A 19,819-nucleotide genomic window follows, 5' to 3' on the forward strand; every position below is an offset into this window, starting at 1 on the left:
GCGGTAAAGGAAGGCCTAAAACGGCCTTAGGCCGATCTTTGGCGCCGGAGTGGACAGTTCCGGTCATCACCGACAGCAAGTCGATCGGAGCACAACAATGCGCATTCGCCACGCCGTAGCGGCGACCGCGATCTCGCTCGGGCTGCTGGGTGGCCTGAGCGGCATCGCCCAGGCCGCGCCGGAGGGTCCTGCCGAGCAGGAGACCTCCATCTCGCAGGCCGCGGCGGCGGCCGGGTACGGCGGTTCCATCAGCCGCACCGAGGTCATCAAGCGCGCCAAGGACTGGTGGGACCGCAAGGTCCCGTACAGCCAGTCCGCTTCCGCCTGGGACATCAACAAGGGCAAGAAGTACCGCACGGACTGCTCGGGCTTCGTGTCCATGACGTGGAAGCTCACGACGAGCCGCAACACGCGCAACCTCGACGAGGTCGCCACGAAGATCTCGTGGGCGAACCTCAAGCCGGGCGACATGATCCTGCGCAACGGCCACGTGAAGTTGTTCGAGAAGTGGGCCAACTCCGCGAAGACGTCCGCGTGGATCTACGAAGAGGGCAGCACCGCGACGGACATGGACCACGAGACCGTGTCCGTCTCGTCGCTCAAGAGCGGCGGCTACGCCCCGTGGAAGTACAAGAAGATCACCGGCTGACACGGCTGATCGCGAGGCCCCACTGCGACCGCCACTGACGCACCTCTCCCTGTTCTCTGGTGCCCAGTCGTGCGAACAGGACGGCGGCCTCGTCCCAGGAGCGGTCCGCGCTTGCGACGTCCCCCAGACGGGCGTGGACCGCTCCCAGGTCGCGCAGTGTCCTCGCGCGCCACAACGGCAGGCTGAGATCGTTCCACACCGGCATCAGGTCGGTCAGCACCTCCTGGGCGCCGGCGTGGTCGCCCGCAGCGAGCCGCCACTCCCCCAGCGTGCGGCGCATGAGAGCCTCACCGAACCGGTCGCCCACGTCGCGGCAGCCGTCCAGCGCCTGCTGGATCAGCCCCTCCGCCGGGTCGAGGAAGCCCTTGCGCAGCAACACCTTCGCCCACGCCTGGGCGGTGTAGCAGCCGAGCAGCTCGTCACCGGTGCCCTCGACCATCTCGTGGGCGCGCCGGATGTGCTCCTCGGCGAGGTCGAGCTCACCGCGGGCGCGGTGCACGAGTCCTATCCCGCGGGCCGCGAGCGCCTCACCCCGGCGGCTGCGCGCCTGGCGGTAGATCGTCTCGGCGAGGCGGAGGGTGTCGAACGCCCCTTCGTCATCGCCGAGCTCACGTCTGATGGAGCCGAGCCCGTACAGCGCGTGCGCCTCGCCTTCGGGGTCCGTGCCCTGGGAAAGGTCCCGGGCTCTCTCAAGCGCCTCCAGCGCGCACGGGTACTGGCCGAGGTCGCGGCACACCATGCCGATGCCGTTCATCGCGACGGCCTCGCCGCGGACGTCTCCCAGGTTCACGAACAACGTCTGCGCGGTCTCGAACCACGACCGCGACTGGACCAGGTTGTCGCGCTTGTAGTGCATCTGACCGAGGCTGCACCGCAGCACCGCCTCGAGCCTCAGATCTCCGGTCCTCCACACGGCCTCCAGCGCCGCCGTGTGTGTTCGTTCCCAGGCCTCGTAACGGTTTCTGAGCCCGAACCACGCGAACACCAGCACCTCGGCCAGCTGGCACGCCATCTCCGCGAGACCGAGTTCCGCGGCGCGTTCCACGAGCCTCGTCAGCAACGACTCCTCGCGCGCGAACCACGCGTCCTTGTCGGTCGGGCGCGCCGCCGAGGAGACGACGCCCAGCGAGTCCTGCATGCGCGGCACGGCCAGGAAGAGCTGTTCGGTCAGGCCGTCCACTGTGGACAACGCGGCGACCACGGCCCTCCGCACGACGTCCTCGCGCTCCTGCTTGCCGTCCTCCGCCTCGGCGCGCTCGCGGGCGTGCAGCCGCACCAGCTCGTGCATGCGGTACCGCGCGCTGCCGATGACGTCGAGCAGCCGGGCGTCCACGAGCTGGTCGAGCACGTCCTCGTCCAGCAGGTGCGCCCACAGGAAGCTCGGCACCTCGGGCAGCCCGAGGAACCCGAAGATCCGGTACGCGCGGCGGGCGTTCTCGTCGAGCGCCCGGTAGGTCAGCTCCAGTCCGGCCCGCACCGCGAGGTCGTCCGCGACGAGCTCGTCGAGCCGGGACCGCTCGTCCGCGAGCCGCCGGACGAGCTTCGAGACCGGCCAGTGCGCCCGTCCGGCCAGCCGCGCGCCGGTGATGCGCACCGCGAGCGGCAGGTACCCGCACAGTCGCGCGACCTCGTCGGCCTGGTCGGGTTCCGCGGCGACCCGGTCGTCACCGAGAATGCGTTGCAGGAGCGTGACGGCCTCGTCGCTGCTCAGCACGTCCAGCGGGATGCGGCGCACGCCTTCGAGCCCGCACAGCCTGCTGCGGCTGGTGATCAGCGTCAGGCACCCCGGACTGCCCGGCAGCAGCGGCCTGACCTGCGAGACGCTCGTGACGCCGTCGAGCACCATCACCACGCGCCGCCCGCCGACCGTGGCCCGCCACAGCGCCGCGCGTTCCTCCGCGGACTCGGGGATCCGTTCGCTCGGCACGTCCATCGCGCGCAGCAACGCGTCCAGCGCCCCGGACGGCGAGTGCAGGTCGACGAACAGCTGCCCGTCCGGGTACCGGTCGGCGAGCCGGTGCGCGGCGTGCACCGCGAGCGCCGACTTGCCGACCCCCGCGGGTCCTTCGATCCACCAGACGCCGCCGTCGCTGTCGAGGAGCCTGCTCAGCTCCCTGTCCCGTCCGGTGAAGTCGCCGGCGTCGCGCGGCAGGTAGTTGCGCCGGCTGTCCCGCGAGCCCTCCAGCACGTCGCGGTAGAGCTGCTGCAGCTGCTCGCCGGGCTCGACCCCCAGCTCGTCGACGAGCACCTTGCGCGTCTCGCGGAACACCCGCATGGCGTCCGCCCGGCGCCCGGCCCGCGCGAGCGCCGTCATGAGCTGCCCGCGCAGCCGTTCGGCCAGGGGGTACTCGGCGACGAACGCCCCGAGCCGGTCGATGAGCTCGGCGTGCCGCCCCAGCGCCAGCTCGGCGTCGACCCACGCCTCGGCGGCCGCGAGCCGTTGCACGTCGAGCGTCTGCGCGAACACCACGGGGGTGCCGCGCCAGAGTTCGAGGGCGTCGCCCAGGACCTCGGCCCTGACCTTGAGGTCGGCCTCCTCGCCCGCACTGGCCACGAGCTTGCGGAACGCGTGCAGGTCGACCTCGTCGGGTTCGGCGTTGAGCACGTACCCCGCCGCCCGGTGCTCGACCGGCAGCCCGGCCCGGCGCAGGCTGGAGATGTGCACCTGCAGCGACTTGCGCGCCTGCGGCGGCGGCTCCTCACCCCAGATGAGGTCGATGAGCCGTTCGACCGGCACGACCTTCCCGCACTCGACCGCGAGGACAGCCAGGATCTGCGCTGGCTTCGGCGGCACCGTCGGCTCGACCGGCCCGAGAATCCTGACCTCCACTGCGCCCCCACCAGTGTTGAAGATTCACCAATTTCTGCACGGCATTGTCAGATTTTGACGCAGCCGGACCTGCAGGGGTTCCACTTCTGGGTGAATGCACTCGAACGGACGCAGATCTGGATGCAACCAGACCAGGGGCCACTACGTCCAGCCCACTTTCAGTGGGCATGAATGTGAACTTTTGTTCTCGTTCTACAGGCTGGCTTTCAGCCGCCCGAACTCCTCGGCGAGAGCCGGCAACTGCCAGTGCGCGTTCAGCCCGCTCGGATTCGGCAGGATCCACAACCGAGCCCCGCCCACGGTGTCCTGCTGCGCCCCGACCTGCGCCTTCTTGCGACCGAAGGCCGCCCGGTACACGGTCACGCCGAGTATCGCGAGAACTTCGGGTGAATACCGCTCGACCTTTTCCGAGAGCTCGATCGCACCTCGGCGCATTTCGTCAATTGTTAATTCGTCGGCACGGGCACTGGGACGCGCGACGACGTTCGTGATGCCCAATCCCAGTTCGAGGAGCTTCTCCTGCTCGGCCGGCGCGAACTGCGACGGCGTGAAACCGGACAAATGAAGAGCGGGCCAGAACCGGTTTCCGGGCCGCGCGAAGTGGTGCCCGGTCGCCTCCGACACGAGGCCGGGGTTGATGCCGCAGAACAGGACGTCGAGGCCGGGCTTGATCACGTCGCCAATCACGCGGCCAAGCCTACGGTGGTGCGGTGACCGGTCTCCCGTGGCCGCGAGCCCTACCGCTCAGGCGCCCGCCGGCACGCGCGGGCGGGGCGTCCACATCGTGTAGCCCGCGCGGCGCGCGTCCTCCGGGGAGTGGAAGAACGCGTCGCCCTTCATCCGCTTGTAGTAGGGCGAGTCGGGGGTGTGGAACATCATCGTGCGCGAGTTCGCCTTGATCGCGGGGGCGGCGGCCGTGGGCTCCTCCATGATCGACAGGGGCTGGGCCTCGACGGCCGAGGACTCGCGCGAGCGCATGGTGAGCCAGGTCAGCAGGACGCCCGCGAGGAAGGCTCCCGCGCACAGCAGGAACATCTGGAAGAAGAACCCGAACACCGCACAGCTCCTAGCTCGTGGTCGTGAAGTCCTCGTCGACGCGCAGGCCGGGTGCGGCCGAGCGCAGGGCGTCGCTGAGCGAGCCCGCGCGACCGGGGTCCGCGACGTGCGCGGACGCGGTCAGGTGTCCTTCGTGGACGACGCCGGTGAACTCGGTGACGTCGTGGGCCAGCACCGCGCCGAGCAGCGACGCGACCACGGCCGCGGACACGGGCAGGCGCTCCCCGGCGTCCGGGGTGATGACGTCCGTGATCCTGTGCCCGGTCAGCGCGCGCACGGCGTCCACGACCTCCTGGCGCTCCTGAGCGGACACCGCCGTGCCCGCCAGCACGATCTCCGACGACCGCACCACGAGCACGAGATGGCCTGGCGCCACGTCCGGAGCGGGGTGCGCCGCGACTCCCAGGGACGCGAGCAACGCCGGCACGACGAGAGCACCGACGACAACGCGTTGGGTCAACTGCACGCGCTTGGACTATCTCATTGGGCCGATCGGCTGCCACCGCCTGAGCGGGAACGCCCAGGACACCGCACCCGATTTCACTCGTTCGTGGACACCACGACGGGCTCGCCACCAGCCACCAGACGCCAGTCCGAGCCGGCGAACGACGCGGGGTCCAGCACGCCCGCGGCCTTCACCCAGTCGATCAGCAGCTGCCGGATCTCCTGCTGCTGGTTGTGCAGCACGGGCGCCGACGCGATGTGCGGGAAGTCGCCGCCGCCCGCCTGCCGGTAGTTGTTCACGGCCACGGCGAACTCGGCCGAGTCGGCGACCGGCCGGCCGTCGTAGGACAGGCCGACGATCCGCGACCCGACCGGCCGCGCGATGTCGACGTCGTAGGTCAGCGGCGCGGACAGCCCGTGCGCGATGTCGAAGTTGTAGTCCGGCACGTCGTCCGACACCTCGGCGGCCGAGAACGGGCCGGGACCGGAGACCTGCCGGAAGTACCGCGCCGACTCCTCCAGGAAGTCCCGCAGCTGCCCGCCGGTCATCCGCACGCCGACCAGCGTGTTGTCGAAGATGTAGAGCCCGGCGACGTCGCGGATGGACACCTCGCCCGCCGGGATCGCCGCCGCCCGGTTGAAGGGCGCGCACAACGACAGCACCGGCAGCGACGTGGACTTCGCGACCTCCAGCGCCTGCACGTGGTTGATGAACCGCAACGCGGGCGTGTCCTCGAAGCGCGAGCGGGCGGCCGACATGGCGGCGGCGCAGGTCCCGACCCGCGCGTTGACGTAGGAGACGACGCGGTCGTGGTCGTGGCGCAGCAGCCGCACGATCCGCGGGTCCTCCTGAACGGACGCCGACGACAGCACCGAGGACCGCGACGCCGCGAGTTCCCAGCGCTCGTCGTGGCGCAGGTCGAACTCCATCACCGACAACCGCTTGCCCCAGTACAGCGGCTCGGTCAGCAGCACCGGCCGCCCGGTCACCTTGTTCGTCACGAACCTCGACGGGATCTCCACGTGCGCGTGCCCCACCAGGATCGCGTCGATCCCCGGCACGGTCTCCGCCACGAGCTCGGCGCAGTTCTCCGGGAACGGCACCTGGTCGCCCAGCGACGACGACAGGTCCGCCCCGGAGTGCGCCACCACGATCACCAGATCGGACTGGCGGCGGATCTCCGGCACCCAGTGCAGCGCCTGCTCCACCAGACCGGGGAACGTCAGCACCCCGTCGACGTGCGCGCGGTCCCAGACGGCGATGCCGGGGTTCGTCAGCCCGAGGATCCCGACCCGCAGCGGCGGGCCGCCGGTGCGCCACAGCGTCTTCACCACGTACGGCTGGAAGGCGGGCAGCCCGGTCTCCACGTCCACCGCGTTCGCCGCCAGCAACGGGAACTCGAGCTGCCGCTCGAACGTCCGCAGCACGGGCAACCCGTAGTTGAACTCGTGGTTGCCCAGTGCGGCGGCGGAATAGCCGATGGCGTTCATCGCGGCGGCCATCGGGTGCACGTGCGCGCCACGCGTGATCGGCTCGACCTTCGCGTAGTAGTACGCGAGCGGTGTGCCCTGGATGGTGTCACCGGCGTCGAGCAGCAACGTCCGATGGCGCCCCACGCCGGCACGCACCTGGGAGACCAGCGTCGAGATCTTCGCGAGCCCGACGTCGTTGTGCGCGTAGTCGTCGAACTCGCGGTTGAGGTAGTAGTCCCAGTTGAACAGGTTGCCGTGCAGGTCCGTGGACCCCATCACCGTGAGTGTGAACGTGCGCACGGCGCTCACCTCCGGTTGTGGTCGGGCTGATCACCCGACCATAACCGCTCACACTTGACCCCAAATCACCTAGTAGGAGGGGCTTGACCACTGCGTTGTCCGCGCTGACCGGGCTCGACCACGGTGGAGGCGACGGATTTGCCGTCCTCTGTGGTGGCGATCACGGTCACCGTGTCCCCCTTCTCGACACCTTCGGCCACAGTGTCGGCGTCGATCACGTACGTCTTCGTGTACCCGTCGGTGGACTTCACCTCCACGGACGAGTCGCTGATCGCCGTGACCTCACCGGTCTGGAACTCGCCGTGCGTCTCGGTGCCGAGACTGAAGCCTCCGCGCATGCCACCACCGCCGTCCGGCGGCGCGCCGCCCATGCCACCCGGACCCATGGCACCGGCCTGCTGGTTCGTGCCGCTCGCGGCGTAGATCGCGACGCCACCGGCACCGGCGATCGCGACGGCGATGGCCACGGCCGCCACCGTCTTCTTCGCGGTCCACGCCGGGCGCGCCGCGGGTTCGGTCGGCTGGGGTGCGCCCCACTCCGGGGGCTGTTGTTCGGTCATGTGATCCACCGTGGCGGCGCCGGCTGTGCCGGACCTGTGCGCGCCGTAGGCCTGAGCTGTGGGAAGCGCTCACAGCTGGTACACAGGATCCGCGTTCACGATGGGAGCCATGCGCGCGATGAAGACCGAACTCCGCAGGCCGGACGGGCAGCCGGTGCGTGTGCTCGTCGTGGACGACGAGTCCACTCTGGCCGAGCTGATGTCGATGGCGCTGCGCATGGAGAAGTGGGACGTGCGCACGGCGCTCGACGGCGCGGCGGCGGTGCGGACCGCGCGCGAGTTCCGCCCGGACGTGGTCGTGCTCGACGTGATGCTGCCCGACTTCGACGGTTTCGAGGTGCTGCGCAGGATGCGCGCGGAGGCGCCGATCCTGCCCGTGCTGTTCCTGACGGCGAAGGACGCGGTCGAGGACCGCATCGCCGGGCTCACCGCGGGCGGCGACGACTACGTGACGAAGCCGTTCTCGTTGGAGGAGGTCGTGTTGCGGCTGCGCGCACTGCTGCGGCGCACCGGCGTGACCGACGCGGACGCGGGCACCCGGCTGATCGTCGGCGACCTGTCGCTGAACGAGGAGACGCGCGAGGTCGAACGCGGCGGCACGTCGATCGACCTGACCGCGACGGAGTTCGAGCTGCTGCGCTACCTGATGCGCAACCCGAAGCGCGTGCTGAGCAAGGCCCAGATCCTGGACCGCGTGTGGAGCTACGACTTCGGCGGCCAGGCCAACATCGTCGAGCTCTACATCTCCTACCTGCGCAAGAAGATCGACGCCGGGCGCACCCCGATGATCCACACGATGCGAGGCGCCGGCTATGTCCTCAAGCCTGCGGCCTAGAACGCTGCGAGCCCAGCTCGTCTCCGGTCAGATCGTCCTGCTCACGGCGCTGTGCCTGGTGATCGGCGGGGTCTCGGTGCTCGCGCTGCACGCGTTCCTGATGAACAACCTCGACCGCGAGGTCACCACGCTGCGGCCCGCGCCACCGGGTTCGCCGTACGGCCCGCCCGGCATCAACGCGAGGATCCAGCTCGACGGCACCATCCGCGGCACGATCGAGCTGCCCGGTTCCCAGCAGCCGCGCCTGCTGACCGACGACGAGATCGCCGTTCTGGCGGCCACGCCGTCGGGCCTGCACACCATCGACCTGGGCGAGCCCGGCGAGTTCCGCGTGGTCACGAGCCAGCGGGAGGTGAAGGGGCTGTCGCTGCGGCCGGTCACGGACATCGTGTGGCAGATGGTGTGGATCCTCGGCGGGCTCATCGTCGTGGGAGCGGCCGCGGTCGCGCTGGCGGGCAGGGTGGTCGTGCGCCGCGCCCTGGTGCCGCTGGACCGGGTCGCCGAGACCGCCACGCGCGTCTCCGAACTGACGTTGCACGAGGGCGAGGTCGCGCTGGCCGAACGCGTGCCGGAGGAGGACACCGATCCCGCCACGGAGGTCGGCAAGGTCGGCCTGGCGCTGAACAGGATGCTCGGCCACGTCGACCAGGCGCTGAAAGCCAGGCACGACAGCGAGACCAGGGTCCGGCAGTTCGTCGCCGACGCCTCGCACGAGCTCAGGACCCCTCTGGCCGCGATCCGGGGGTACGCCGAACTGACCCGCAGGACCGGCGCCGACCTGCCGCCCGAGGTCACCCACGCGATGGGCCGCGTGGAGTCCGAGGCGGTGCGGATGACGTCGCTGGTCGAGGACCTGCTGCTGCTGGCGCGCCTCGACGCCGGCCGGCCGTTGGAGAGCGAGGACGTCGACCTCTCCCGGCTCGTGCTCGACGTCGTCGGCGACGCCAGGATCGCCGGACCGGACCACAGCTGGAGGCTCGCGCTGCCGGAGGACCCCGTCACGGTTCCCGGTGACGTGCAACGGCTGCACCAGGTCCTCGGCAACCTGCTGTCCAACGCCCGCGCGCACACCCCGCCGGGCACCACCGTCACGACGGGCCTGTCCGTCCACAACGGACGGGTCGACCTGACCGTCACCGACGACGGCCCCGGCGTTCCCGAAGGCCTGCAGGTCTTCGAACGGTTCGCGCGCGGTGACTCCTCGCGCTCGCGGGCCGCGGGCAGCACCGGGCTGGGCCTGTCGATCGTCGCCGCCGTGGTCGGCGCGCACGACGGCGAGGTGTCCGTCGAGAGCAGGCCGGGCCGCACCGCGTTCACCGTCTCGCTGCGCACAGGTCGTTCACAGCAGGGGCACACGACCGACCCAGGCTAGGCCGCGAGTCTCGTCGCCATGAGACGAGAACGCCTGGCGCTGGCGGTCCTGCTGACCGCGACCGGCGCGCTGTACCTGTGGCGGCTGGGGGACTCGGGCTGGGCCAACGCCTACTACTCCGCCGCCGCGCAGGCCGGTGCGACGAGCTGGAAGGCGTGGTTCTTCGGCTCGTCCGACGCCTCGAACGCGATCACCGTCGACAAGACGCCCGCCTCGCTGTGGGTGATGGGCCTGTCCGCACGGCTGTTCGGCGTCAACGCCTGGAGCATCCTGGTGCCGCAGGCGTTGATGGGCGTGGGCAGCGTCTGGCTGCTGCACGCGACCGTGCGCCGCTGGTTCTCCCCCGCCGCCGCGCTGATCTCGGGCGCCGTGCTCGCGCTGACCCCGGTGGCGGTGCTGATGTTCCGCTTCAACAACCCCGACGCGCTGCTGGTCCTGCTGCTGGTCGCGGGCGCGTACTGCGTGACCCGAGCGGTCGAGAACGCCAGTCCGTTCTGGCTCGCGCTGGCGGGGGTGGCGGTCGGCTTCGGCTTCCTCACCAAGATGCTGCAGGCGTTCCTGGTGCTGCCCGCGTTCGCGCTGGTGTACCTGATCGCCGCACCGGCTTCGGTCCCGAAGAAGCTCCTGCACCTGACCGGCGCTCTCGGCGCGATGGTCGTCGCGGGCGGCTGGTGGATCCTGGCCGTCGAACTGACGCCGGACCGGCCCTACATCGGCGGCTCGCAGACGAACAGCGTGCTCGAACTGACGTTGGGCTACAACGGGTTCGGCCGCCTCACCGGGGACGAGGTCGGCAGCGTCGGCGGCGGTCGCGGCTGGGGCTCGGCCGGGTGGAGCCGCCTGCTGAGCGCGGAGATGGGCAGTCAGATCGCGTGGCTGCTGCCGGCCGCGGTGGTGCTGCTGGTCGCCGGGCTGTGGCTGACGAGGGGCCGCGCCCGCACCGCACTGGTGCTGTGGGGCGGCTGGCTCGTCGTCACCGCCGGGGTGTTCAGCTTCATGAACGGGATCATCCACTCCTACTACACCGTCGCGCTGGCCCCCGCGATCGCCGCCGTCGTCGGCATCGCCGCCACCGAGCTGTGGGAACGCCGTGGTGAACCCGTTGCGGCAGCAGTGCTCTCGGGCTCGGTCGCGTTGTCCGCACTGCAGTGCTACGTGCTGATCAACGAGTTCTCCACGCCGGTCGCACTCCTCGTGCTGGTGGCGGGGCTGATCGCGGCGGTCGGGCTGGTGCTGTCGCTGCGCTGGGCCATCCCGGTCGCGCTCATCGCCGCGTTGCTCGGCCCGACCACGTACTCCTTCGCCACCGTCACCACCCCGCACACCGGCGCCCTTCCCGTCGCGGGACCGTCCAGCGGGCGGATGGGCGGCATGAGCGGTCTCCTCGACGCCACCACTCCCGACGCCGAGGTCGTGACCCTCTTGCGGGCCGACGCGAGCAGCTATCGGTGGGCCGCCGCGACCATCGGCTCGAACAACGCCGCCGGCCTGCAGCTCGCGAGCGGACTACCGGTCATGGCGCTGGGCGGCTTCAACGGCACCGATCCCGCACCGACCCTGGAGCAGTTCCAGGAGATGGTCCGAAGTGGACAGATCCACTACTACGCCGCCGCCGGTCGCATGATGCAGGGCGAGACCGGCAGCGACGCCGCACACCGGATCGGCGAGTGGGTCGCCGAGAACTTCACCGCGACCACCGTCGCCGGTACCACCCTCTACGAACTGGACGCGTCATGACCGCCACGCTCGCCCCCGCGCCCGTCGCGGCACCGGCACCGCGAAAAACCCGCAACGACAAGGCGTTGCACCGTTTCGCCTCCTCGGCCTGCTCGCCGCCGCCGCCGTGCTGTACCTGTGGAACCTCACCGCTTCCGGCTACGGCAACGAGTTCTACGCGGCGGCGACGCAGGCGGCCTCGCAGAGCTGGAAGGCGTTGCTGTTCGGCTCGCTCGACCCCGGTAACACGATCACCGTCGACAAGCCGCCCGCGTTCCTGTGGGTGAGCGGGGTGCTCGCGAAGGTGTTCGGCTTCTCCAGCTGGACCGTGCTCGCCCCGCAGGCGCTGGAAGGCGTTGCGGCGGTGGGACTGCTGTACGCGACGGTGAAACGCACCTCCGGCCCGACGGCGGCCCTGTTCGCCGGCGCCGCCTTCGCCCTCACGCCCGTGGCCACGCTGATGTTCCGCTTCAACCTGCCGGACGCGCTGCTGGTGCTGCTCATGGTCGCCGCCGCCTACTGCACGGTGCGGGCGCTGGAGAAGGCGAGCCCGCTGTGGCTGGCGCTCGCGGGCTCGGCGATCGGGTTCGCGTTCCTCACCAAGATGCTGCAGGCGTTCCTGGTGCTGCCCGCGCTCGCGCTGGCCTACCTGATCGCGGCCCCCACCTCACCGCTCAAGCGGCTGCTGCACCTGCTCGGCGCAGGACTCGCCGTGGTCGTCTCGGCGGGCTGGTTCATCGCGCTGGTCGAGCTGTGGCCCGCGGACAGCCGCCCGTACATCGGCGGCTCGACGAACAACTCGTTGTGGGAACTGGCGATCGGCTACAACGGCCTCGGCCGCATCTTCGGTTCGAGCGGCGGCCCTGGCGGCGGCGGGATGGGCGGCAACGGCAACATCGGCTTCGGCGGCGAGACGGGCGTCGGGCGGCTGTTCGGCGCCAGCATGGGCCCGGAGATCTCCTGGCTGCTGCCCGCCGCGCTGATCGGACTGGCCGCCGGGCTGTGGTTCCTGCGCCGCGCGCCCCGCACCGACCGCACCCGTGCGGCGCTGGTGGTGTGGGGTGGCTGGGTGCTCGTGAGCGGCGCGGTGTTCAGCTTCATGAACGGCATCACGCACCCGTACTACACGGTGGCCCTCGCGCCCGCGATCGCCGCGGTCGCGGGCATCGCCGGGAGCGAGTTGTGGCGCGGCCGCCGGCACTTCCCGGTGCGGATGGCGCTGACGGCGATGGTCGCGGCGACCGGTGTGTGGGGCTTCATCCTGCTCGACCGCACCCCGGACTGGACGCCGTGGCTGCGCTGGGTCCTGCTCGCCGTCACCGCGATCACCGTGCTGGCACTGGTGTTCGGGGTGAACCGCAAGTGGCTCGTGGGCGTGCTGGTGGCGGCCGCGTTGCTCGGCACCTCCGGGTACGCGCTGGCGACCGCGGCCACCACCCACAGCGGCTCGATCCCGTTGTCCGGACCGCGTTCCCAGCAGGGCGGTGGCATGCGGGAGGGCACTTCGTCCAGCGAGGTCGTGCAGCTGCTCAAGGCCACTGACACCCAGTGGGCGGCGGCGACCGTCGGCGCCCAGAGCGCGGCGTCACTGCAGCTGGCGTCCGGCCGGTCCGTGATCGCGATCGGTGGCTGGAACGGCAGCGATCCCGCGCCCACTCTCGAACAGTTCCAGGCGCTCGTCGCCCAAGGCCAGGTGCGCTACTACGTCGAGGGCGGCCGTGGCGGCGGCGGCGACATCGGCGAATGGGTCGCGGCGCACTTCCAGGCCGTCACCGCGGGCGGTCAGACGCTCTACGACCTGAGCGCCGGGAGCTGAGGCCCCGGAGCCGGCCTGCTCGTCGCTCCACAGCAACGGCAGCAGGTCGGCTCCCCGCCGCCACAGCCACGGAATCCCCTTGAGCACCAACCACGCCGCGTGGTGCCACACCGTCAGCTCGCGCCCGCCCGAACACTCCAGGCTGACCTCGCCGAACCGCAGCCCGGTCGTGCCCAGCTCGGCCGCGAACGCCCGCGCCAGCATGCGGTGACCTCGTTCGGACGGGTGCAGCCGGTCGACCGCCCACGTCTCCAGCTCGTAGGCGCCGGGCATCGTGTGCAGGTCGACGCACCGCACGCCGTGCCGCGCCACCACCACGTCGACCACGCGGTTGTACTCGTCGATGCGGTTCTTCAGGACCCGCCGCAGCTTGCCGGGCAGCTTGAACACGCGGCCCTGGTCGTGGAACCGCACGGTGACGACCGAGGCGCCGGCCGCGGTCAGCTCGCGGCAGACGTGGTCGAGGTCCTCGTGCATCCGCCGCGCGGAGAAGTCGGACCGCAGCGTGTCGTTGACGCCCGCGATGACGACGGCGGCGGTGGGCCGGTCGCGCAACGCCTGCGGCAGCTGCACCCGCCGGACGTCCGCCAGCCGCGCGCCGGACACGGCGTGGTTGCGGTAGCCGTTGTCCGCGTAGGCGGACGAGAGGATGGGCCCGAAGCCGCGCCAGCCGCCGGGCACGAGGTCACCGATCCCGACCGCTGTCGAGTCACCGAGTAACACCAGCACGCGGTTCAGGATCAGCGTGCCCGGTGATCCGAGAATGACCGTGCGGGAACCGTTCAGCGAAATGCTGGGTAAAGCGGGAGTTCGAGCACCTCAGGGCCGTAGCGGTCGGCCAGCGCCCCGATCACCGCGTCGGCGTGCGACGCGACCGTCTTCTCCCCGAGGATCAGCGCGTCGGACCGCAACCGCACCCACCGCCCCGTCAGCACGACGCTACGCGGCGGAGCGTTGTCCGCGGTCGGCATGGGCTTCGACAGGGCCCGCCAGGTCGCGAGCCACACCCACAGCAGCTGGGCCTCCAGCAGCCGCGGTAAGAGCACCGCGTCGTCGTCCATCTCGGGCCACACCGACCCGACCTCGGCGCGCCAGGCGGCGACCATGGCCTCGGACATCCCCGGCGGCAGGCCCCACCCGCACCAGCAGGACGGGAACGGCACGCGCAGCGCGGCGGCGTCGAACACGATGTCGCGGACGCAGCCGCCCTCGAAGTCGACGAACCGCACACCGCGCGAGGTGACCAGGTGGTTGTCCGGGCACGACGACGACGGGCTGAACGCCCGCCTGCGCGAGGTGCTGAACGCCCGCGCGGCCCCGGCGGCGAACTCGACGGCCTGCGTCGACGTCCCGACCCCCAGGGTCGACTCCATCAACCCCGGTAAGCCGGCGATCGCCGCGTGCACGTCGACCGCGATCGGGTCCTGGCAGCACTGCGCGCCGGCACGGCGCATCAACGCGTCGAAGTCGGCGTCACGGCCCGCCGTGGTGGCGTGCAGGCGGCCCATGGCGTGGGCCCACGACAGCAACCCTCGTTCGGCGGCGCGCGCGTCCTTGGCGTGCAGCTTCTCCGACAGCCTCGGCGCACGTCCGAGGTCTTCGAGCACGACCAGGCGCATCGCCGCGTCGTGGGCGAAGAGTTCGGGGGTGGCGCGCTCCTCGGCGGGCAACGCCGTCAGCAGCTGGTGGCTGACCGCCTCGTGCGCCCACGGGTCGCGGTCGCCGCTGCCTGCCGGATAGCGCTTCACGACCAGCGTGCGCGGCATGGAGAACGGTGAGGAAGCGACTCGTACGCGAATGACGACGGAACGACCGGTACCCCCGAGTGCCTCGGGGTCCGCGAGACGCACCTGGGCGCCCAGTCTTCTCGTCAGTACCTGCTCAGCCGCCCCGACAGCGTCCGCGATCTCAGGTGAAGTCGTGTCGGGAGGGCCCGCGGTGATCTCCACGCTCATCCCCTCCGACCCTACTCCCGAAGTCCGTGAGCCGGACCGACGCTAATCGGGCCAGGCCGCGGCCACCACCACTCGTTGGTAACGGCTCGCACCGTTCCCGGACACCCCTCCGAGGTGTGGACGTGTGGAAACACCATCCGTTGCCCACTTCGTGGCGATCAAGGTGATGGATCGCCACGCACACCTCAATACCGATCAAGTAGGTGCTCGATCGGGCGAACCGGTCTCATGTTCTGGGACGCGCGGAGGCACCAGGTGGGTTGCCTCCGCGCGGCAGAAAGATCGTCAGGCCTTCTCGGACGCCTTGTCGGCGGCCTTGTCCTGACCCTTCTCCTGGGGCTTGGCGTCGACGCCCGCCTCCTTGCGCTGCAGCGCCGTGATGGGCGCCGGAGCCGCGGTCAGCGGGTCGTAGCCGCCGCCCGACTTCGGGAAGGCGATGACCTCGCGGATCGAGTCGGCGCCCGCGAGCAGCATGCAGAGGCGGTCCCAGCCCAGCGCGATGCCGCCGTGGGGCGGGGCGCCGAACTTGAACGCGTCGAGCAGGAAGCCGAACTTCTCCTGCGCCTCCTCGGCACCGATGCCCATGACGTTGAACGCGCGCTGCTGCACGTCGGCGCGGTGGATACGAATGGAGCCGCCGCCGAGCTCGTTGCCGTTGAGGATCACGTCGTAGGCGTAGGCCAGCGCGTTGCCGGGGTCGGACTCGAAGTTGTCGATCCACTCCGGGGTCGGCGAGGTGAACGCGTGGTGCAGCGCCGTCCAGTTGCCGCCGCCGACCGCGACGTCACCGGCCTCGAGCTTGTCGACCGACTCGAACATCGGGAAGTCGACGACCCAGGCGAACGCCCAGGCGTTCGCGTCGACCAGGCCGACGCGGTGCGCGATCTCGACACGGGCGGCACCCAGCAGGGCGCGCGCGTCACGCGGGTCGCCCGCGCCGAAGAAGATGCAGTCGCCGGGGTTGGCGCCGACGGCCTTCGCGAGACCGTCGCGCTCGGTGTCGGTGAGGTTCTTCGCGACCGGGCCGCCCAGCGTGCCGTCCTCGCCGACGAGCACGTACGCGAGACCCTTGTGGCCGCGCTGCTTGGCGAACTCCTGCCACGCGTCGAGCGTGCGGCGCGGCTGCGAGGCACCGCCCGGCATGACCACGGCGCCGACGTACGGCGCCTGGAACACGCGGAACGTCGTGTCCTTGAAGTACTCGGTCAGCTCGGTGAGCTCGATCTCGAAGCGCAGGTCCGGCTTGTCCGAGCCGTACTTGGCCATCGCGTCGGCGTAGGAGATCCGGCGGAACGGCAGCGGCAGCTCGACGCCCTTGGTCTCCTTCCAGATCGCGGCCAGCAGCTTCTCGGTCAGCGCGATGACGTCGTCCTGCTCGACGAAGCTCATCTCGACGTCGAGCTGGGTGAACTCCGGCTGGCGGTCGGCGCGGAAGTCCTCGTCGCGGTAGCAGCGCGCGATCTGGTAGTACCGCTCCATGCCGCCGACCATGAGCAGCTGCTTGAACAGCTGCGGCGACTGCGGCAGCGCGTACCAGGAGCCCGGGCGCAGTCGCGCCGGCACCAGGAAGTCGCGCGCGCCCTCGGGAGTCGACCGGGTCAGCGTGGGCGTCTCGATCTCGACGAACTTCTCCGAGTGCAGCACCTCGCGGGCGATGCGGCTGACCTCGGAGCGCAGCCGGATGGCCTTGGCCGGGGCGGAGCGGCGCAGGTCGAGGTAGCGGTGCTTGAGACGCGCCTCCTCGCCCGGCTCGACCTCGCTCTCGACCTGGAACGGCAGCGGCGCGGCCTCGTTGAGGACCTCGAGGTCGCTCACGTAGACCTCGATGGCGCCGGTGGGCAGCTCGGGGTTCTCGCTGCCCTCGGGGCGCTTGCTCACCTCACCGGTGACCTTGACGACGTACTCGCTGCGCAGCCGGTGCGCGCGCTCGGCCATCTCGCCCTCGCGGAACACCACCTGGGCAACGCCCGAGGCGTCGCGGAGGTCGATGAAGATGACACCGCCGTGATCCCGCCGGCGGGCGACCCACCCGGTGAGGGTGACGGACTGCCCGGCGTGCTCGGCCCGGAGTGATCCGGCCTCGTGCGTGCGCAACACGGTGGTGGCTCCTTGTAGACGAAGTCAGCTTTGCCGTCAAGGCTAGCCGGACCCACCGACAGAATTTCAAGCAGGGCTTTCCGGCCGCGGAGATGATCTCCCCAGCACCGGTTTCGCCTTCGCCCAGGCGTCGTGCCAACCGGGGTCGACCTGTTCGGCATCGCCCCACCGCGCGATCCGGTGGAGCAACTCCAGCAACCGCTCCCTCGGCTGAGGCGCGAGCGACGGCAGCACCTCGACGAGGAACGGCAGCACCGCCGTGGCGGCCCCGCACACGAACCCGCCCTCCTCGTGCACCGTGCGGTCCAGGTCGGTGATGGCCCGCGCGACCACCTCGGGGTCGTCGGACAACAGCGCCCGCACGTGACCGGGCGTGTCCAGCGCGGGGCCGTAGGCGTGGTCGACCGCGTGCCACGCGATGTCGTCCAAGCCTTCCAAGCTCATCCCAGGTCCAGCAGCACGGAGGTGGCCAGGGTCGAGATCTTCTGCCCCAGCGACGTCACGGCGTGGTCGTGCACCCTCTCGGCGACGAGGTCCCGGTACTCCCGTGCTCGCGCGGCCCCCACCAGCCACACCGCGAACGCCCGCAGCCGCACGTCCGGGTCCGCCACCCACACCGGCACGAACGGCACGACCAGGCCCACGTCGGTGGTGTCGCGCTCGAAGAGACGGCGCAGGTAGTCGAGCGCCTCCGTCCGCCACGGCAGCACGTCCACCAGTGCCAGCACCAGGTCCATGCCGTCGAAGTCCTTGGGCCCCACCAGCCAGAGCACGTGCTCCAGCACCTCGTCGTAGCCCATCTCGAACGACCCGGTGGCCAGGAACAGCTCCAGGTCCCCGGTCAGCGCGCGCAGGATCACGTCGGCGTCGGGCCGCGTCGCCGCCGACACGAGCATCCGCGCGAGCGGTTCGTCGTCGGGGACCGCCAGCTCCCGCAACCACGAGGCCGCCGCCTCGTCACCCCGCCCGGCGAACTCCGTGGCGACGATCACGACGCACAACCGCGTGGCCGGGTCGATCTCCTCCTCCCACCGCGCGGACAGGGCGGGCAGCACGGGCGCACTGTCCCCGAGCCCCTTCCCCAGCACGAACAACACGCCCCGCCGCACCGCCGCTGAGCCGTGGCCGAGCAGGGCGAGCAACGCCGGTTTCGAGGCCTCCCAGGCGGGCGGCCAGCTCGGGTGCACACCGTCGGAGCCGCTGCCCCCGGCGACCGCGATCGCGCCGCACAGGTTCTCGAGCAGCCACTCGCGGCTGGGGGTGTTGTCGTGGGCGACCAGGTCCAGCAGGAACGGCCACGCCGCCGCGGTCGCCTCGCTGACCTCGGTCTCGTCACCGGTCAGGTGCCGCACCAGCCCCTCGTGCGGCTCGACGGACGTCCGCGCCTGCCTGAGCAGCCCGGGAATCTCGTCGGCGTACCCGTCGTGACCGCGCAACCGGTACCAGTCGATCTTCTTCAGGCCGTCCACCATGGATCCAACAATAGGAAAAGGCCGCGACCTCACGGGTCGCGGCCTTCTCGGGGAGTGCTAGCTCACGCGGTCGGCGCGAGGTACAGCAGGCGGTTCGGCGAGCCGGAGCCCGGGTTCGTCACCTTGGACGGCGTGGACTGGCCGATCAGGTACGAGGCGACCTGGGCCGGCGTCGCGCCGGTGTTCGTCGAGAGGTAGCGAGCCGCGGCGCCCGCGACGTGCGGGGTGGCCATCGACGTGCCGGAGATGGTGCTGGTGGCGGTGTCGGAGGTGCTCCAGGACGACGTGATGTCGCGGCCCGGGGCGAAGATGTCGAGCACGGCGCCGTAGTTCGAGAACGAGGAACGGGCGTCGTTGCGGTCGGTGGAGCCGACGGTGATCGCCTCGGTCACGCGGGCCGGCGAGAAGCCGGACGCGTTGGCGTTCGAGTTGCCGGCCGCGACCGCGAAGGTCACGCCCTTGGCGACGGCGTTGCGGACGGCGGTGTCGAGGGTGGCGTTGGCGCCACCACCGAGCGAGAGGTTCGCGACGGCCGGCTTGGCGGCGTTGGCGCCCACCCAGTCGATGCCCGCCGCGACGCCCGCGAGGGTGCCGGAGCCGTTGTTGTCGAGCACGCGGACGGCGACGATGCGAGCGGCCTTCGCGACGCCGTACTGCGAGCCCGCGATGGTGCCGGCGACGTGCGTGCCGTGGCCGTTGCCGTCCTGCGCGACGTTGTCGTTGTCCACGAAGTCACGGCCGTTCGAGGCGCGGCCCCCGAACGTCGAGTGGCTGATGCGGACGCCGGTGTCGATGACGTACGCCGTCACACCGGAACCGGTGGAGGTGTAGCTGTAGGAGCTGTTGAGCGGCAGGTTGCGCTGGTCGATGCGGTCGAGCCCCCACGACGGCGGGTTCGTCTGCGTGGCCTGCGTGCGGACGACCTGGTCGGCCTCCACGAACTCGACCGACGGGTCGGCGGCGAGGCGCTTGGCCTGCTTCTCCGACAGCTTCACGTTGAAGCCGCCGAAGGTCTTGTACTCGCGCTCGACGGTGCCGCCGAAACGGGAAGCGAGGGCGTGCCCGTTCGTCTTGCCCTCCTTGAGCTTCACGATGAAGCTGCCGGAGATCTTCTCGGGAGAACCGAGGGAGAGGACCTCTCCTTCGGCGGCGGAGGCGTTGGGAACCATCAGAACCGACATGGCGAGAGTCGCCGCGCCGGCACCGGCCAGGAACCGGATCTTTCGCGTCATGATGTCGCTTTC

General features: G+C 70.8%; 16 protein-coding genes and 1 pseudogene. 5 read left to right on the plus strand and 12 right to left on the minus strand.

Features of this window, described 5'->3' with window-relative positions; translation table 11 throughout:
* Positions 1–97 precede the first annotated feature (97 nt).
* Positions 98–649: an NlpC/P60 family protein gene (locus IE307_RS21950; protein WP_191300471.1), complete on the plus strand. Its 552-nt coding sequence runs from the start codon at positions 98–100 to the stop codon at positions 647–649.
* Here the strand turns inward: IE307_RS21950 and IE307_RS21955 are convergent.
* From IE307_RS21955 to IE307_RS21980, 6 genes are all read right to left on the minus strand, one after another.
* Positions 639–3,479, minus strand: a complete 2,841-nt coding sequence (locus IE307_RS21955) for an AfsR/SARP family transcriptional regulator (protein ID WP_191300473.1) — start codon at positions 3,477–3,479, stop codon at positions 639–641. The two genes, IE307_RS21950 and IE307_RS21955, sit on opposite strands and share 11 nt — an antisense overlap.
* Positions 3,480–3,671: 192 nt before the next feature.
* A complete protein-coding gene (mug, locus tag IE307_RS21960) occupies positions 3,672–4,166 on the minus strand; it encodes a G/U mismatch-specific DNA glycosylase (protein WP_229904954.1) in 495 nt (164 codons plus the stop codon).
* Between the two features lie 57 nt (positions 4,167–4,223).
* Complete coding sequence (locus IE307_RS21965; RefSeq protein WP_191300475.1) at positions 4,224–4,535, minus strand: sunset domain-containing protein; 312 nt, start codon at positions 4,533–4,535, stop codon at positions 4,224–4,226.
* Positions 4,536–4,545: 10 nt separating this feature from the next.
* Positions 4,546–5,001: a hypothetical protein gene (locus tag IE307_RS21970; protein WP_191300477.1), complete on the minus strand. Its 456-nt coding sequence runs from the start codon at positions 4,999–5,001 to the stop codon at positions 4,546–4,548.
* 74 nt (positions 5,002–5,075) lie between these two features.
* A complete protein-coding gene (locus tag IE307_RS21975) occupies positions 5,076–6,752 on the minus strand; it encodes a bifunctional metallophosphatase/5'-nucleotidase (RefSeq protein ID WP_229904955.1) in 1,677 nt (558 codons plus the stop codon).
* Positions 6,753–6,817: 65 nt separating this feature from the next.
* Positions 6,818–7,312: a hypothetical protein gene (locus tag IE307_RS21980; RefSeq protein ID WP_191300479.1), complete on the minus strand. Its 495-nt coding sequence runs from the start codon at positions 7,310–7,312 to the stop codon at positions 6,818–6,820.
* A gap of 109 nt (positions 7,313–7,421) precedes the next feature.
* Between IE307_RS21980 and IE307_RS21985 the strand changes: the two genes are divergently transcribed.
* The 4 genes from IE307_RS21985 (at position 7,422) to IE307_RS22000 (ending at position 13,051) form a co-directional block, all read left to right on the plus strand.
* The gene (locus IE307_RS21985) at positions 7,422–8,147 is read left to right on the plus strand and encodes a response regulator transcription factor (protein ID WP_308436385.1); all 726 of its coding nucleotides are present in this window, start codon (positions 7,422–7,424) and stop codon (positions 8,145–8,147) included.
* Positions 8,125–9,519 carry a sensor histidine kinase gene (locus IE307_RS21990; RefSeq protein WP_191300481.1) on the plus strand — a complete coding sequence of 465 codons (1,395 nt, stop codon included), beginning with the start codon at positions 8,125–8,127 and terminating at the stop codon, positions 9,517–9,519. The genes IE307_RS21985 and IE307_RS21990 overlap by 23 nt, the downstream gene beginning before the upstream one ends.
* A gap of 18 nt (positions 9,520–9,537) precedes the next feature.
* Positions 9,538–11,256: a glycosyltransferase family 39 protein gene (locus IE307_RS21995; protein ID WP_191300483.1), complete on the plus strand. Its 1,719-nt coding sequence runs from the start codon at positions 9,538–9,540 to the stop codon at positions 11,254–11,256.
* A gap of 106 nt (positions 11,257–11,362) precedes the next feature.
* Complete coding sequence (locus IE307_RS22000; protein ID WP_229904956.1) at positions 11,363–13,051, plus strand: glycosyltransferase family 39 protein; 1,689 nt, start codon at positions 11,363–11,365, stop codon at positions 13,049–13,051.
* Between the two features lie 201 nt (positions 13,052–13,252).
* Here the strand turns inward: IE307_RS22000 and IE307_RS46885 are convergent.
* From IE307_RS46885 to IE307_RS22030, 6 genes and pseudogenes are all read right to left on the minus strand, one after another.
* Positions 13,253–13,780 (minus strand): annotated as a pseudogene (locus IE307_RS46885) (SGNH/GDSL hydrolase family protein); the annotation flags it as partial.
* Between the two features lie 53 nt (positions 13,781–13,833).
* Positions 13,834–15,006 carry a hypothetical protein gene (locus IE307_RS22010; RefSeq protein WP_191300485.1) on the minus strand — a complete coding sequence of 391 codons (1,173 nt, stop codon included), beginning with the start codon at positions 15,004–15,006 and terminating at the stop codon, positions 13,834–13,836.
* Positions 15,007–15,291: 285 nt separating this feature from the next.
* Positions 15,292–17,103 carry an aspartate--tRNA ligase gene (aspS, locus tag IE307_RS22015; protein ID WP_191300486.1) on the minus strand — a complete coding sequence of 604 codons (1,812 nt, stop codon included), beginning with the start codon at positions 17,101–17,103 and terminating at the stop codon, positions 15,292–15,294.
* Between the two features lie 66 nt (positions 17,104–17,169).
* Complete coding sequence (locus IE307_RS22020; protein WP_191300488.1) at positions 17,170–17,547, minus strand: hypothetical protein; 378 nt, start codon at positions 17,545–17,547, stop codon at positions 17,170–17,172.
* Entirely contained in the window at positions 17,544–18,575 is a 1,032-nt protein-coding gene (locus IE307_RS22025) for a hypothetical protein (RefSeq protein ID WP_191300490.1), read from the minus strand. The genes IE307_RS22020 and IE307_RS22025 overlap by 4 nt, the downstream gene beginning before the upstream one ends.
* A 62-nt stretch (positions 18,576–18,637) precedes the next feature.
* Positions 18,638–19,807 (minus strand): S8 family peptidase, encoded by a 1,170-nt coding sequence (locus IE307_RS22030; protein WP_191300492.1) that lies wholly within the window; start codon positions 19,805–19,807, stop codon positions 18,638–18,640.
* Positions 19,808–19,819: the final 12 nt, after the last annotated feature.

It is taken from the genome of Lentzea cavernae (genome assembly GCF_014653695.1).
Lineage (GTDB): Bacteria > Actinomycetota > Actinomycetes > Mycobacteriales > Pseudonocardiaceae > Lentzea > Lentzea cavernae.